A 14,867-nucleotide genomic window follows, 5' to 3' on the forward strand; every position below is an offset into this window, starting at 1 on the left:
AAGGTCCGATCCTTTGCGGCCCCGCTTGTGTTCCGCTTGACGATGCGCTTGTGACAGGTGGGAAAGCCGAGGCGGGAGAGGGGACAAAGAGGAGGCCGGGGCCGGCGCATACATGCGCCGGCCCCGGCCTGTGTCCGGTGACCGCGGGAGAAATCAGGCCGACGGCTCCCCAGGAGCCGTCGAGCCCAGCGCCGCCAGGATCCGCTCGGCGGCCAGCGTCGGCGTCAGCTCGCCGCCTCGCACCCGCCGTTCCAGCTCCGGCGCCAGCGCCCGCACCGCCGGATCGGCGCGCAGCCGGCCCAGCAGCTCGTCATGGACCATCGCCCACGTCCAGTCGACCTGCTGATCCCGCCGTTTTTCCGCGAGCGCGCCCGTCGTGTCGAGCAACGCCCGGTGCTGCTCCAGGCGTTCCCACACGCTCTCCAGACCCGACGCCTCCCGCGCGCTGCAACTGAGCACCAGCGGCGTCCAGAAGGGGTCCTTGCCGTGCATCAGCCTGAGCGCGCCCGCCAGTTCACGCGCCGCCGCCTTCGCGTCCCGCTCGTGCGGCCCGTCCGCCTTGTTGACGGCGATGACGTCCGCCAGCTCCAGCACGCCCTTCTTGATGCCCTGGAGCTGATCCCCGGTGCGGGCCAGGGTGAGCAGCAGGAACGAGTCGACCATGTTCGCCACCGCCGTCTCCGACTGCCCGACCCCCACGGTCTCGACCAGCACGACGTCGTACCCGGCGGCCTCCATCACCACGATCGACTCGCGCGTCGCCTTCGCCACCCCGCCCAGCGTCCCCGACGTGGGGGAGGGGCGCACGAACGCGTACGGGTCGACCGCGAGCCGCTCCATGCGCGTCTTGTCGCCGAGGATCGAACCGCCGGTCCGGGTGGAGGACGGGTCGACGGCGAGGACGGCGACCCGGTGGCCCAGGGCCGTCAGCATCGTCCCGAACGCGTCGATGAACGTCGACTTGCCGACGCCCGGCACCCCGCTCACGCCGATCCGGTGCGCCCGGCCGCTGTGCGGCAGCAGCGCCGTCAGCACCTGCTGGGCCAGCGCCCGGTGCTGCGGCCGGGTGGACTCCACGAGGGTGATCGCCCGCGCGATCACCGCCCGCTTGCCGTCCAGGACACCCTTCACATAGGCGTCGACATCGATCACAGGTCGTGCCCCAGGTCGGCCGCCAGCCGCCGCACCAGGTCGTGGGCCGCGTCAGGGATCACCGTCCCGGGCGGGAAGACCGCCGCCGCGCCCATCTCCAGGAGCGTCGGCACGTCCTGCGGCGGGATGACACCGCCGACCACGATCATGATGTCCGGGCGGCCCTCCTCGGCCAGCTCCTCCTTCAGCGCCGGGACGAGCGTGAGATGGCCCGCCGCCAGCGACGACACCCCGACGATGTGCACGTCCGCCTCGACCGCCTGCCGGGCGACCTCCGCCGGGGTCTGGAACAGCGGGCCGACGTCGACGTCGAAGCCCAGGTCGGCGAAGGCGGTCGCGATCACCTTCTGCCCCCGGTCATGACCGTCCTGGCCCATCTTCGCGACCAGGATGCGCGGCCGGCGCCCCTCGGCCTCACCGAAGGCGTCCACCAGCGCCCGGGTGCGCTCCACGTGCGGCGACTCCCCTGCCTCGTTGCGGTACACACCGGAGATCGTACGGATCTGGCTCGCGTGCCGCCCGTACACCTTCTCCAGGGCGTCGGAGATCTCCCCGACCGTCGCCTTCGCGCGCGCCGCGCGCACCGCCAGCTCCAGCAGGTTGCCGTCGCCGCCCGCCGCCCGGGTCAGCGCGTCCAGCGCGTCCTGGCAGGCCCGCTCGTCCCGCTCCGCGCGCAGCCGCCGCAGCTTCTCGATCTGCTGGGCGCGCACCGAGGAGTTGTCGACCTTCAGGACCTCGATCTGCTCGTCGCTGTCCACCCGGTACTTGTTCACGCCGATCACCGGCTGCCGGCCGGAGTCGATCCGCGCCTGCGTGCGCGCCGCCGCCTCCTCGACCCGCAGCTTCGGGATGCCCGCGTCGATGGCCTGCGCCATGCCGCCCGCCTGCTCGACCTCCTGGATGTGCTGCCAGGTCTTGCGCGCCAGGTCGTAGGTGAGCCGCTCGACATAAGCGCTGCCGCCCCACGGGTCGATGACCCGGGTCGTCCCCGACTCCTGCTGGATCAGCAGCTGCGTGTTGCGGGCGATGCGCGCCGAGAAGTCCGTCGGCAGCGCGAGGGCCTCGTCCAGGGCGTTGGTGTGCAGCGACTGGGTGTGCCCCTGCGTCGCCGCCATCGCCTCCACGGCCGTCCGCGTCACGTTGTTGAACACGTCCTGCGCGGTCAGCGACCAGCCCGACGTCTGCGAATGGGTGCGCAGGGAAAGGGACTTGGCGTTCTGCGGGTCGAACTGCCTGACCAGCTTCGCCCACAGCAGGCGCGCGGCGCGGAGTTTGGCGACCTCCATGAAGAAGTTCATGCCGATCGCCCAGAAGAACGACAGCCGGGGCGCGAACGCGTCGACGTCCAGGCCCGCCTCACGGCCCGCGCGGATGTACTCGACACCGTCGGCGAGGGTGTACGCCAGCTCCAGGTCGGCCGTCGCGCCCGCCTCCTGGATGTGGTAGCCGGAGATGGAGATCGAGTTGTAGCGCGGCATCCGCTGCGAGGTGAACGCGAAGATGTCGGAGATGATCCGCATCGACGGCTTCGGCGGATAGATGTAGGTGTTGCGGACCATGAACTCTTTGAGGATGTCGTTCTGGATGGTCCCCGCCAGCTGCTCCGGCGCCACCCCCTGCTCCTCCGCCGCCACGATGTACAGCGCCAGCACCGGCAGCACGGCGCCGTTCATCGTCATCGACACCGTCATCCTGTCCAGCGGGATCCCGTCGAACAGCTGCCGCATGTCGTAGATCGAGTCGATCGCCACGCCCGCCATGCCGACGTCGCCGGTCACCCGGGGGTGGTCGCTGTCGTAGCCCCGGTGCGTGGGCAGGTCGAACGCGACCGACAGGCCCTTCTGACCGGCCGCCAGGTTGCGCCGGTAGAAGGCGTTGGACTCCTCCGCCGTGGAGAAGCCCGCGTACTGGCGGATCGTCCACGGCTGGTTGACGTACATCGTCGGATAGGGCCCGCGCAGATAGGGCGCCGCGCCCGGGTACGTCGCCAGGAAGTCCAGGCCCTCCAGGTCACGGCCGGTGTACAGCGGCTTGACCGGGATGCCCTCCGGGGTCTCCCACAGCAGGTCGTCGCCATGAGCGGCGTGCTTGAGAGCCGCCCGCCACTCGTCGGCGCCGCCGTCGGCTCCCGGGGTCCCCAGCTCGATGCCGGTGAAGTCGGGGATTCCCATCAGGACACTCCCATACGGTCGAGGGTGGCGGACAGGACGGCGACGGCGTCACAGCCCGCGAAGACGTGCGCGTCGACGCCCGGATACTCGCCGCGCCCGGCGAGGAACAGATAGGTGGCGCCCGCTTCCTTCAGCCGGGCCGCCTCCGCCGCCGCCCGCTCTTCGTAGAGGGCGTCGCTGGAGCACAGCACCGCCTCGGTGGCGCCGCTGCCGGCGAAGTCCCCTTCGGAGACCGGCTCGATGCCGCCCGCCTGGAACAGGTTCGCGGCGAACGTGAGCCGCGCGGTGTGCGCGGCGGCCGGGCCGAGCGCGGCCAGGAAGATCTTCGGCCGGGCGCCGGTCGCGGCCAGATGCGCGTCCGAGCGGGCCCGCAGCGCCTCGTACGCCTCGTCGCGCCGCACCCTCGGCAGCCCGCCCGACAGCGCCTTGGGCGCGGGCTCGCGCACCACCGGCTTCTCGGCGAGGAAGGGGAACTCGCTGACGCCCGTGACGGGTTCGCGCCGCTTGGCGAGCTTCACGCTGCGCGCCGCCCACGTCGTCGCCAGGTCGTCCTTCAGCCGGCCCGAGCGCAGGACCTCGGCGAGGCCGCCGTCGCGTTCGATCGAGCGGAAGAACTCCCAGGCGGCGTGGGCGAGTTCGTCGGTCAGCCGCTCCACGTACCAGGAGCCGCCCGCCGGGTCGATCACCCGGGCCAGGTGCGACTCCTCGATCAGGATCGTCGAGGTGTTGCGGGCGATGCGGCGCGCGAACGCGTCCGGCAGGCCCAGCGCGTCGTCGAACGGCAGCACCGTCACCGCGTCCGCGCCGCCCGTGCCCGCCGCGAGCGTCGCCACCGTCGTGCGCAGCATGTTCACCCACGGGTCCCGGCGCGACATCATCACCGGCGACGTCACCGCGTGCTGCCGCTGCGCGCCCGCGCCCGGCGCCCCGCTGGCCTCGGCGACCCGCGCCCACAGCCGGCGCGCCGCCCGGAACTTGGCGATCGTCAGGAACTGGTCGGCGGTCGCCGCGTACCGGAACTCCAGCTGCCCCAGGGCCTGTTCGACGCTCAGCCCGGCCGCCGTCAGCTCCCGCAGGTACGCCACCCCGGCCGCGAGCGACGCGCCCAGCTCCTGCCCGGCCGAACCGCCGGCCTCGTGATACGGCAGCGCGTCGACCGTGACCGCCCGCAGCCCCGGGTACTCCTCGGCGCACAACCGGGCGAGTGTGAGCGGGAGTTCGGCGGGCTGCCCGGTACGGGCCTCGTAACCCAGAGGATCGGCGCCCAGGTTGCCGCGCGCCGCGTCCTTCGCGACCCCGCGCTCCGCGTACAGCCGCAGCAACTCCCGCGCGGCGGGCTCGGTCTCGGCGCCCGCGTCGAGGACGACCGGCGCCAGATCGAGGTAGACGCCCTCCAGTGTGGAGGCCAACGACGCGACGGGCAGGCCGCCCTGACCGGCCGTCAGCCACAGGGAGGTGACGCCGTTCTCCAGATCGGAGAGGACCGCCGCGTTGTCGGCGACCGTGTGCCGCTGCCGCACGTCCCAGCCGCCCAGCGCGCCGCCCTCGGCCCGGCCGCCGCGCAGATAGGGCGCGAAGCCCGGCAGACCGGGGTCGGGCGCGGTGTCACGGGCGGTGTACAGAGGCCGGGTGACCAGGCCGTCTTCCAAGGCGGTCGACAGCGCCCGCTCGGCTTCCGGTCTCTCCACCTCCTTGCCGGACTTGCGCAACACCCCGGCTACGAGGCGCTGCCACTCCTCGTGGGGCACCTCAGGGAACTCGGAGGCCAGTTCAAGCCCGTCGTCGGGCAACACCGTCATGCCCGGATGCTAGGACACCGGTGCGAAGGAGCAGTAGCGCGACGGGCTGTGACCTTGCCCTCGCGGCGACCGTGACCTGCGCCTCTTTCCGTTTCGCACCAGGTGACGGAGTGCGCGAGTCGGTAACCGGGCGCGGCGGGGGAGGGGCCGCCGCGCCGGTGTGCTACAGCGGCCCTCAGGAAGGGGCCACCGCCCGTCCGGTCGACGGGGAGATCATGCCCGCGCACAGGCCCTTGGCGGCCAGCGTCCGGGCGATACGGGGGATCGCGGCCAGCGTGTTCGCCGGCCAGTCGTGCATCAGGATGATCTGACCGTTGGTCATCCGGTTCACGGCGGCGACGATCGCGTCCTGGCTCGCGCTGTTCCAGTCCTGCGAGTCGACGTCCCAGATGATCTGGGTCAGCCCGTATTTCGCGGCCACCCCCTGCACGGTCGCGTTCGTCTCGCCGTACGGCGGTCTGAACAGCCTCGGTGTGCCGCCGCCGGCGCCCGCGATCGCGGACTGGGTGCGCGACAGCTCCGAGTCGACCTGGGCCTGGCTGAGCTGGGTGAGGTGGGGGTGGGTGTAGCTGTGGTTGCCGACCCACATCCCGGCCGATACCTGGGCCCGCACCAGCGCCGGGTTCGCGGCGGCGTTCTGGCCCGTGTTGAACATCGTGGCCCGCAGCCCGTTCGCCCGCAGCGAGTTGAGCAGCGACTGCGTGGTACCGCCAGGACCGTCGTCGAAGGTCAGCCCGACGTACCCGTTGCAAGCGGCGGCCTGAGCCGGACCAGTGTTGACGGCGATGCTCCCTACGACGGCCAGTGCGGCGACGGCGGTTGCGAGGGCCAGCGGACGTAACGCGTGGCTCCTCATCTCAGTTCACCGTGATGCTGGAGTTGCCGCTGCTCTGGTAACCCTCGGTCGCGAGGATCTGGTAGTACGAGAACGCGCCCAGGTTCAGGCCGGTGCGGGCCCACGCGTCGAAGTGGTTGCCGGCCGTGATGGTCCCGCCGGTCCGCTTCGACTGCCGCACGCTCCAGTACTGGTTGAACGTCCTCGTGCCCTCGACGGACGGCGCGTTGTACCGCGTCGTCATGTAGATGTCGTACGTGCCGCCGTCGCTGTTGACGGTGCCCTTGTACGTGCCCGTCGGCCGGTAGGTGCCCCAGTTGTCGACGATGTAGTACTCGACCAGCGGGTTCGACGTCCAGCCGTACAGCGTCAGATAGGCGTTGCCCGACGGGTTGAAGCTGCCCGAGTACGACACCGTGCGGCGGGCGCCGTTGCTCCAGCCCTTGCCGGCCACGAAGTTGCCCGTGTTGCTCCACGAGGTGCTGTAGCCGCCGCCGGCCTTGAGCGTCATGGAGACGGTGCCCTGCGCGTCCGTCCAGAACGAGTAGTAGTAACCGCTGTTCGTGCCGGTCTGGTTGGTGGAGATGGTGGTGTCCGCGTGCGCGGTGCCCGGCAGGAGCAGCGCCGAGGCGGCAGCCGCCGCGCCGGTGCCCAGGATCGTGCGCCGGGACAGCTGCGGCAGGTGGGGGAGGCTGCGGGGTGCGGGTGCGTCGTTCATGCGTCTGTTTCCTCCTCGCCTTCATGAGGCTGGTGGGGGTTCTGACGCGGAACAGTGTTGGGACAGCTCCGTCGACTGTCAATATTTTCGGCAGCCGCTTCGAAACATTCGGTGGCTATTGGATATTGAAAAGGAGGTTTCCTGCCTGATGAGGCCGCTGATGGGGAAGGTCGAACAGAATTCGACAATTAATGTCAGGGTGCTCAAGATCGGCTCTCGGCACCGGAATTCCGAATGTTTCGAAGGCTTTCCGGTCACCCGAAGGGTTTTTGGTCATGCGAAAGCCCCCGCGGGCGGGGAGCCCGCGGGGGCTTTCAGGTGCGGGGCGCTGAGATGGGTCAGCGCTTGGTGTAGATGAACCCGACCTTGTCCAGCTCGTCCCCGGCGCGGCCGTGGAAGCCGGCGATCTGCCAGCCTGCCGGGGCGGTGCGGGTGACGCAGTCCGAGGTCGTGGTGCCACCGGCGAGGGTGTTGCCCAGGTTGGTGGTGAACTTGGCGTAGAAGATCCGGGTGTTGCCGTCCTTCTGCGCCTGACAGAGGTACGCCGACGTCACGTACTCGTTGCTGCCGAGGGTCAGCGAGGACGCCGTGCCGCCGGTGCCGCCGTGGGTCAGCGACGTGCCGTCGGCGAGGGTGATGCCGACCTGGTCGACGCGGGCGGCGGCGCGCAGCGAGATCGTGGTGGCGCGGGCGCCGGGCGCGACCTTGTCGATGTCCTGGTAGTAGTCGCCGTGCGGACCGCCGTACTGGTCGCTCAGCTCGAAGGCGGTGTTCTGCGACCAGGAGAACCCGACCGAGATCGGGTCGTGGTCGGAGAGCATCTTGCCGTCCGCGTTGAGGAACTTGGCGTGCTCGTTGCTGTACGACGTCGCGTTCAGGTTCACCAGCTTGCTGCCGCGGTACAGGACCTTGTCGACGACCTCGCAGGTGTTCGGCACGGTCGCGCCGGTCTGGTCGCACACCAGCGCGTCGCTGCCCTTGGCCGGCGCGCTGCCGCCGCGGATCAGCTTGACCCACGCGTCGGTGAGGCCGTTGGCCGCCCCGAACTCCGCGATCGTGTCGGCGGCGCGGGTGTAACGGGTGTTGGTGTCACCCATCACCACGACCGCGTTGCCGGCCGAGTGGCTCTTGATGAACGCCGTCAGCTGGCTGAGGTTGTCGGCGCGGGAGGTCTGGTCGCCGGCGTTCGTGCCCGCGTTGGTGTGCAGGTTGTAGAAGTCGACGTACACCCCCTCCGCGAGCCGCTCGCGCATGAAGGTGAAGCCCTTCGGGGTGAGGCAGTCGCCCGAGTCGAGCTGGCAGGAGTTCCACCGCGCGCGCTCGAAGTCGTCGCCGTCCCACGCGTAGTTGGAGACGGTGTTCAGCCCGCTGCCGATCCCGGCGCCGCCACTGGTGGCGGTCCGGTTGGCGTGGGTGTCCGTCGAGTACAGGTAGGCGTGGTAGTTGAAGTCCTCCTGCACGTTGACGATGTCGTACGGCGCGATACGGCGGCCGATCTCGGTCGTGCTCGCGGCGCGCGGCGTCGATGCGCTCGACAGGGACTCGGGCAGTCCGGCGACGTTGTAGGTGAGCACGCTGAAGCTGCCCGAAGCGGCGGCCGACGCCGGGGCGGCGGTCGCGACGAGCCCGCCTATGGCCGCCGTGGCGGCGGCGAGGCAGGCGAAAAGTCTGCGCATGGGAAAGGGCCTCCTGGGGGTGACAGACGGTCACAGTGTTGAGGGCATGTCAGAACGTAGTGACACGGGGACGTGTCTGCCACACCTGGAACGTGTGAATCACAGGTTTCTCGCGCAGGTCTCGGCTCGATAGAGGTCAACCGGCTTGCTGTACCGCCGAGTCGAGCAGCGGCCCCAGCTCCTCCGCCACCGCCTCCAGCGCCCGCACGTCCCCCTCCGCGCGCGCCATGAGGATCGCCCCCTCCAGCGAACTGATCATCAGCGTCGCCAGCGCCTGCGTACGCGCGACCGGGACCCCCAACCGCGCGAGCGCGTCCGCCACCGGCTCCCGCCAGGCGGCGAACGCGGCGGCGGCAGCCTGGCGGGTCGCCTCGGAACGCGCGCGGTCCACGGTCGCGGCGGCCACCGGACAGCCGCCCGCGAACCCCTCGGCCGCGTACTCGTCCGTCCACTGCCGGACCATCGCCGCGAACAGGGCGCTCGGCGCCGGCTCGGGAAGGGCGGCGAGGAAACGGGCGACGCGGCTCGCGGCGTACCGGCCGGCCCAGGCCACCGCCTCGCCCACCAACTGCTCCTTGCCGCCGGGGAAGTAGTGCTGGAGCGAGCCGCGCGGCGCGCCCGCGTGCGCGGCGACCTCGCGCATCCCGGTCGCGCCGACGCCCTCGCGCCGGATCAGCTGCGCCGCGCTGAAGACCATCCGCTCCCGCGGCCCGCGTTCGGACACCGGCATCCCTCTCGTCGTCCCGTCACCCCATCCTATGACCGCTGTCATAGGGGCGGGCTACTATGACAGCGGTCATAGCGGAGCGACGGCACGGGCGGTGCGGCATGGACACAGGTTTCATCGGACTCGGGACCATGGGCCGCCCCATGGCGCTCAACCTCGCCCGCGCGGGCGTCCCCCTCACCGTCTGGAACCGCACCCCGGCCCGCTGCGAACCCCTGCGCGCGGCGGGCGCCGAGGTCGCGGCGGACCCCGCCGAGGTGTTCGCCCGCACGCAGACGGTGATCCTGATGCTGGCCGACGAACCGGCCATGGACGCGGTCCTCGCGCGCGGCACCCCGGACTTCGCCGCCCGGGTCGCGGGCCGCACGCTCGTCCACATGGGCACCACCTCGGCGGAGTACTCGGCCGCCCTCGAAGCGGACGTCCGCGCGGCCGGCGGCCGGTACGCCGAGGCCCCCGTCTCCGGCTCCCGGGTCCCCGCCGAACAGGGCGAACTGGTCGCGCTGCTGGCGGGCGCCGACGACACGGCGGCGGCCGTACGGCCGCTGCTGGCGCCCATGTGCCGCGAGACGTTCGGCTGCGGGGCCGTGCCGGGGGCGCTGCTGATGAAGTTCTCGGTCAACCTCTTCCTCATCACCCTCGTCACCGGCCTCGCCGAGGCCTTCCACTTCGCCGACCGGCACGGCCTCGACCAGGGGCTGCTGCGGGACGTCCTCGACGCGGGGCCGATGGCGAGCGCGGTGTCGCGGGTGAAGGGGGCCAAGCTGCTGGACCGGGACTTCGGGGTCCAGGCCGGCGCGGCGGACGTCCTCAAGAACAACCGCTTGATCGCGGAGGCGGCGCGGAAGGCGGGGGTCGCGTCGCCGCTGCTGGATGTCTGCCATGCGCTGTACGGGGAGACGGTCGCGCGGGGGTTCGGGGGTGAGGACATGGTGGCGGTGGTGCGGGCGCTGGAGGGGCGGACGGAGGGGAGCTGAGGCGTGCGGGGCGGGGTTCTCGGCTTCCGGCGGAGAACGCGGAGCGGGTTGAGGTGGGTTGGTGGTGGCTGGTCTCGGTGTCTTGTCCGGACGCGGGCCGGGTCGGGGTGGGTTGGTGGTGGTTGGTCTCGGTGTCTTGTCCGGACGCGGGCCGGGTCGAGGAGGGCTGGCGACGGCCGGCCCTGGCATCTCGCCCGAACGCCCGCCTCGCCTCGTCTGAATGCCTGCCGTACTTCGCCCGAACGCCCGCCGCCCCTCATCCCGACCCGCCGGCCCCCTCTCCCCCCGCCCCGATCTCCGCCAGAAACGCCGCCGCCACCGGAGCCGCCCCGAACGCGTTCCACACCACGTGTTCCACCCGTCTCGGAGCGTCGTCCAGGCGTAGGACGTGGAGCCGGGAGCGGTGTGGCAGGCCGGCGGTCACCGCCTCCGGGACCATCCCGACCCCCAGCCCCGCCGCGACCAGCTCCGCCAGGGCGTGTGCGCTGGTCACCTCAAGGTCGACCTCCGCGTTCAACCCGGCCGCCGTGAAGGCGAGTTCACGCTGGCGCCGGGCGGCGGAGCCGGCGGGGAAGTCCACGAACGTCTCCCCGGCCAGCTCCGCCAGCGCGGCCCGCTCCCGCCCGGCGAGCCGGTGCCCGGCCGGGACCACCGCCACCAACTCGCCCTGGGCCAGCGCCCGATGCCCCACCCCGGCCGGCTCCATCCCCGGCGCGAGCCCGGTGAACGCCACGTCCAGCAGCCCCTGGCGCACCTGCTCGATCAGCTCCTCGCTCATCCCGCTGCGCAGCATCACCCGCACCTGCGGCCGCCGGGCCCGGAACCGGGCCAGCGCGCGCGGCAGATCCACACACGCCACCGTCGAGATCGCGCCCACGGCGAGCCGCCCGCGCAGCCCGGCGGTCACCGCCTCGACCTCCGCCCGCGCCCGCCCGGCCGCGTCCAGCGCCTGCCGGGCCACCGGCAAGAACGCCTCCCCGGCCGTCGTCAGCCGCACGCTCCGGCTCGTCCGGTGGAAGAGCCGCGCCCCCAACTCCTGTTCCAGGCGCGCGATCTGATGACTCAAGGCCGACTGCACGACGTGACAGCGCTCGGCGGCCCGGGTGAACCCGCCGGTCTCGGCGACGGCGACGACGTAACGCATCTGCTGGAGTTCCACGCTGGCGATCGTACCCAAGCATCTCGGAACGCGATCGATGAAGTGAAAACGATGCATTGGACTCATCGCGGGGCCGGTGCCGAGACTGGGCGGCATGACAGACCCCGCACGGACGCAGCAGCCCCTGAGTGAAGCCGACGCCGAGACAGACACCCGCCCCGATCCCGCCCCGCCCGCCCGACTCCGGCGCGGGCTCCTGCTGCTGATGTCCGTCTCCGCCGGCCTCTCGGTCGCCGGGAACTATTTCGCACAGCCCCTGCTCGACGTCATCTCCCGCGACCTGGCGCTCGGCGACTCCGCCGCCGGGCTCGTCGTGACCGTCGCGCAGGTCGGGTACGGGCTCGGGCTGCTCCTCCTCGTCCCGCTCGGTGACCTCGTCGAGCGGCGCCGGCTCGCCGTCGTGCTCAGTGCGCTGACCGCTGGCTTCCTGCTGGTCACGGCCACGGCGACGAGCGCGGCCCAGCTGCTCGCCGGGACCGCGCTGACCGGGCTCGTCTCCGTCGGCGCCCAGGTCGTCATCCCCTTCGCCGCGACGCTCTCCGCGCCCGCCGAGCGGGGGCGGACCGTCGGTACCGTCATGACCGGGCTGCTGCTCGGCATCCTCCTGGCCCGCACCGCCGCCGGACTGCTCGCCGACGCGGGCGGCTGGCGCACCGTCTACTGGGTCAACGCCGGACTGATGGCGCTCATGGCCGTCCTGCTGCACTTGCGGCTGCCCGCCCTGCGCACCCCGGCCGGGCTCCGCTACGGCCGCCTCCTCGGCTCCACCCTGAAACTCCTCGCGCACGAACCCGTCCTGCGCCGCCGCTCCGCGCTCGGCGCGCTCGCGTTCGCCGTGTTCAGCGTCTTCTGGACGGCCGTGGCGTTCCTGCTCTCCGGGCCCGGCTACGGCTGGTCGGAGTCCGCGATCGGGCTGCTCGGCCTCGCCGGGGCGGCCGGCTCCCTCTCAGCGTCCCTCGTCGGCCGGCTCGCCGACCGCGGCTTCGTCCACCACGCGACCGGCGCCGCGGCCGTCCTCCTCCTGCTCTCCTGGGCCCTGCTCGCCCCGGCCGGCGCGGGCGGGGCGGCCGGGGTCGCGGCGCTGCTCGCCGGGGTGCTCGTGCTCGACCTGGCCGTCCAGGGCCTGCACGTCAGCAACCAGAACGTGCTCTACGCGCTGGCCCCCGAGGTCAGGGGCCGCATGAACTCGGTCTACATGACCCTCTACTTCGCCGGCGGCGCGATCGGCTCCGCGACGGCGTCCGCACTGTGGGGCTGGGCGGGCTGGACCGGGGTCTGCACGGCGGGGGCGGTGCTTTCGGCGGCGCTGGTCGGGGTGTGGGGGTGGGAGAGGGCAGTGCGCTGAGCGGGGGGCGGGGGCGGGGGCGGGGGCGGGGGCGGGGGCGGACCGGCGTCCGGGACGGGGCCGAGTTGCCTCGCCGGGCTCGATTCCGTCCGGGGCCGGGTGCTGGCCGCTCGCCGGCCCGGCGTCCTTGCCGGAGCCCGTGCCGTTCGCCGGACCGGCGTGCTCGCCGGAGCCCGAGCGGCTCGCCGAACCGGCGTCCGGGCCAGGGCCGAGCCGTCCGCCGGACACGACTCCGTCCGGGACCCCGGGGCCTGGCCGCCCGCCGGCCCAGCATCCTCGCCGCCCCCGAGCCGCCCCCGAACCCCTCCGATACGACGTACCGTACACTGACCCACATGACCCCTCCCGCCCGCATCTTCAGCAGTGACAACGCCGCCGGCACCGCCCCCGAGATCCTCGCCGCCCTCACCCGCGCGGCCACCGGACCGGCCCTGCCCTACGGCGCCGACGACAGCACCGCCTCGGTCCGGCGGCGGATGAGTGAGCTGTTCGAGCGGGAGGTGGACGTGCTGCCGGTCTCGACCGGTACCGCCGCCAACGCGCTCGCCCTCGCCGCGCTGACGCCCCCGTGGGGCAGCGTGCTGTGCCACCGGGAGAGCCACATCAACAACGACGAGTGCGGGGCGCCGGAGTTCTACACGGCGGGCGCGAAACTCGTCCCGCTCGGCGGCGCCGACGCCAAGCTGGACCCCGGGGAGCTGCGGGCCGCCGCCGGGCACAAGCGGGGCGACGTGCACAGCGTCGAGCCGTCCGTGGTGAGCGTCACCCAGGCCACCGAGACCGGCGCCGTCTACACCCCCGGCGAACTCGGCGCCCTGGGCGAGCTCGCCAAGGGCGCGGGCCTGCGGCTGCACATGGACGGCGCCCGCTTCGCCGGAGCCGTCGCCTCCCTCGGCGCCGCCCCCGCCGACCTCACCTGGCGGGCCGGCGTCGACGTCCTGTCCTTCGGCGCGACCAAGAACGGGACGATGACGGCCGACGCGATCGTCGTCTTCGATCGTTCCCTCACCCCCGAACTCTCCTTCCGCGCCAAGCGGGCGGGCCAGCTCACCTCCAAGATGCGCTTCCAGTCCGCCCAGCTGGACGCCTACCTCACGGACGGCCTCTGGCTGCGCAACGCCGCCCATGCGGGCGCCATGGCCGCCCGCCTCCAGGACGGCCTCAAGGCGCTCCCCGGTGTCGTGCTGCCCGGCGCCGCCGACGCCAACATCGTCTTCTGCCGGCTGCCCCGGCCGGTCATCGACGGCCTCCTCGCCGACGGCTTCGCCTTCTACCACGACCGCTGGGAGCCCGGCGTCGTCCGCCTCGTCACCTCTTTCGCGACCACCGAGGCCGATGTCGACGACCTGATCTCGGCCGCGTCCGCGCACGCGCGCCGCGAGAGGTGAACGGACCTGCCTGATCAGGGAGTTGCGGGGCACGCTTAAAGTGGCGTCATCTCCACCGCGACCGAAGAAGGCCAGGATGACCCTCGACATCGACACCAGCCGTGCGCATCCCGCCCGCATGTACGACTACTACCTCGGCGGCAAGGACCACTACCCGGTCGACGAGGCGGCGGCGAAGCGCACGATCACCCTGGTCCCCGAGATCGTCGAGGTCGCCCGCGCCAACCGGGACTTCATGCACCGCGCCGCCCGGCTGCTGGCCCGGCGCGGTGTCGGCCAGTTCCTGGACATCGGCACCGGCATCCCCACCGAGCCGAACCTCCACCAGGTCGTCCAGGAGGTGAACCCCGCCGCCCGGGTCGTGTACGTCGACTACGACCCGATCGTCCTGCGCCACGCGGAGGCCCTCCTCCAGAGCACCCCCGAGGGCAGCACCGACTACATACAGGCCGACGTCCGCGACCCCGCCAAGATCCTCCAAGAGGCCTCCCGGACCCTCGACTTCGACCGGCCGGTCGCCCTCTCCCTGATCGCCCTGCTGCACTTCATCTCCGACGAGTTCCACCCCTACGACCTCGTCGGACAGCTCCTCGACCCGCTCGCCGAGGGCAGCTGCCTCGTCCTCTCGCACGTGACCGGCGACTTCAACCCCGAGGGCTGGGCCAAGGCCGTCGAGCTGTACCGCGCCAACGGCATCCCCGCCCAGGTCCGCTCCCAGCAGGAGTGCGCCCGCTTCTTCACCGGCCTCGAACTCCTCGGCCCCGGCGTCCGTACCGCCCCGCGGTGGCACCCGGAAGGCGGCGAGGAGGACGGGGACGACCTGGCCGTGTACGTCGGAGTGGGCCGGAAGTAGGCCGCATGGCCGCGCGCCGATGAGTTTCGCCGGCGGAGGGAGTCTCATGGGACGACAGCACCAGCAC

Annotated in this window: 12 protein-coding genes; 4 read left to right on the forward strand and 8 right to left on the reverse strand. The window is 72.3% G+C overall.

Annotation, left to right across the window (positions count from 1 at the left end):
* Positions 1–153 precede the first annotated feature (153 nt).
* The 7 genes from meaB to ACYUD3_RS21815 form a co-directional block, all read right to left on the reverse strand.
* Complete coding sequence (gene meaB / locus ACYUD3_RS21785) at positions 154–1,152, reverse strand: methylmalonyl Co-A mutase-associated GTPase MeaB (RefSeq protein WP_470972341.1); 999 nt, start codon at positions 1,150–1,152, stop codon at positions 154–156.
* On the reverse strand, positions 1,149–3,323 hold the full coding sequence (gene scpA / locus ACYUD3_RS21790; RefSeq protein WP_470972343.1) for a methylmalonyl-CoA mutase: 2,175 nt from the start codon (positions 3,321–3,323) through the stop codon (positions 1,149–1,151). The genes meaB and scpA overlap by 4 nt, the downstream gene beginning before the upstream one ends.
* Positions 3,323–5,122 (reverse strand): methylmalonyl-CoA mutase subunit beta, encoded by a 1,800-nt coding sequence (locus ACYUD3_RS21795; protein WP_470972345.1) that lies wholly within the window; start codon positions 5,120–5,122, stop codon positions 3,323–3,325. Before ACYUD3_RS21795 ends, scpA begins: the two co-directional genes overlap by 1 nt.
* Before the next feature lie 175 nt (positions 5,123–5,297).
* Entirely contained in the window at positions 5,298–5,978 is a 681-nt protein-coding gene (locus tag ACYUD3_RS21800) for a polysaccharide deacetylase family protein (RefSeq protein WP_470972347.1), read from the reverse strand.
* A 1-nt stretch (position 5,979) separates the two neighbouring features.
* Complete coding sequence (locus ACYUD3_RS21805; RefSeq protein ID WP_470972349.1) at positions 5,980–6,675, reverse strand: glycoside hydrolase family 11 protein; 696 nt, start codon at positions 6,673–6,675, stop codon at positions 5,980–5,982.
* Between the two features lie 338 nt (positions 6,676–7,013).
* A complete protein-coding gene (locus ACYUD3_RS21810) occupies positions 7,014–8,351 on the reverse strand; it encodes a jacalin-like lectin (protein ID WP_470972350.1) in 1,338 nt (445 codons plus the stop codon).
* A 136-nt stretch (positions 8,352–8,487) separates the two neighbouring features.
* Positions 8,488–9,081, reverse strand: coding sequence for an LmrA/YxaF family transcription factor (locus ACYUD3_RS21815; protein WP_470972530.1), 594 nt, complete (start codon positions 9,079–9,081; stop codon positions 8,488–8,490).
* A 98-nt stretch (positions 9,082–9,179) separates the two neighbouring features.
* Between ACYUD3_RS21815 and ACYUD3_RS21820 the strand changes: the two genes are divergently transcribed.
* Positions 9,180–10,055, forward strand: coding sequence for an NAD(P)-dependent oxidoreductase (locus ACYUD3_RS21820; protein WP_470972352.1), 876 nt, complete (start codon positions 9,180–9,182; stop codon positions 10,053–10,055).
* A 256-nt stretch (positions 10,056–10,311) separates the two neighbouring features.
* Here the strand turns inward: ACYUD3_RS21820 and ACYUD3_RS21825 are convergent, their stop codons facing one another.
* A complete protein-coding gene (locus ACYUD3_RS21825) occupies positions 10,312–11,214 on the reverse strand; it encodes a LysR family transcriptional regulator (RefSeq protein ID WP_470972354.1) in 903 nt (300 codons plus the stop codon).
* Positions 11,215–11,308: 94 nt separating this feature from the next.
* Between ACYUD3_RS21825 and ACYUD3_RS21830 the strand changes: the two genes are divergently transcribed.
* The 3 genes from ACYUD3_RS21830 (at position 11,309) to ACYUD3_RS21840 (ending at position 14,800) form a co-directional block, all read left to right on the forward strand.
* Positions 11,309–12,559 (forward strand): MFS transporter, encoded by a 1,251-nt coding sequence (locus ACYUD3_RS21830; RefSeq protein WP_470972356.1) that lies wholly within the window; start codon positions 11,309–11,311, stop codon positions 12,557–12,559.
* Positions 12,560–12,894: 335 nt separating this feature from the next.
* On the forward strand, positions 12,895–13,947 hold the full coding sequence (locus ACYUD3_RS21835; protein WP_470972358.1) for a threonine aldolase family protein: 1,053 nt from the start codon (positions 12,895–12,897) through the stop codon (positions 13,945–13,947).
* Positions 13,948–14,023: 76 nt separating this feature from the next.
* The gene (locus tag ACYUD3_RS21840) at positions 14,024–14,800 is read left to right on the forward strand and encodes an SAM-dependent methyltransferase (protein ID WP_470972360.1); all 777 of its coding nucleotides are present in this window, start codon (positions 14,024–14,026) and stop codon (positions 14,798–14,800) included.
* Positions 14,801–14,867: the final 67 nt, after the last annotated feature.

The organism is Streptomyces sp. AMJ-169 (assembly GCF_055597585.1).

Excerpts from the sequence above, each read along its gene's own strand:
- ACYUD3_RS21810 (WP_470972350.1), bottom strand. The coding sequence starts at position 8,351 with ATGCGCAGACTTTTCGCCTGCCTCGCCGCCGCCACGGCGGCCATAGGC.
- ACYUD3_RS21795 (WP_470972345.1), bottom strand. The coding sequence starts at position 5,122 with ATGACGGTGTTGCCCGACGACGGGCTTGAACTGGCCTCCGAGTTCCCT.
- ACYUD3_RS21820 (WP_470972352.1), top strand. The coding sequence starts at position 9,180 with ATGGACACAGGTTTCATCGGACTCGGGACCATGGGCCGCCCCATGGCG.
- ACYUD3_RS21840 (WP_470972360.1), top strand. The coding sequence starts at position 14,024 with ATGACCCTCGACATCGACACCAGCCGTGCGCATCCCGCCCGCATGTAC.
- ACYUD3_RS21830 (WP_470972356.1), top strand. The coding sequence starts at position 11,309 with ATGACAGACCCCGCACGGACGCAGCAGCCCCTGAGTGAAGCCGACGCC.
- ACYUD3_RS21805 (WP_470972349.1), bottom strand. The coding sequence starts at position 6,675 with ATGAACGACGCACCCGCACCCCGCAGCCTCCCCCACCTGCCGCAGCTG.
- scpA (WP_470972343.1), bottom strand. The coding sequence starts at position 3,323 with ATGGGAATCCCCGACTTCACCGGCATCGAGCTGGGGACCCCGGGAGCC.
- ACYUD3_RS21800 (WP_470972347.1), bottom strand. The coding sequence starts at position 5,978 with ATGAGGAGCCACGCGTTACGTCCGCTGGCCCTCGCAACCGCCGTCGCC.
- ACYUD3_RS21835 (WP_470972358.1), top strand. The coding sequence starts at position 12,895 with ATGACCCCTCCCGCCCGCATCTTCAGCAGTGACAACGCCGCCGGCACC.
- ACYUD3_RS21815 (WP_470972530.1), bottom strand. The coding sequence starts at position 9,081 with ATGCCGGTGTCCGAACGCGGGCCGCGGGAGCGGATGGTCTTCAGCGCG.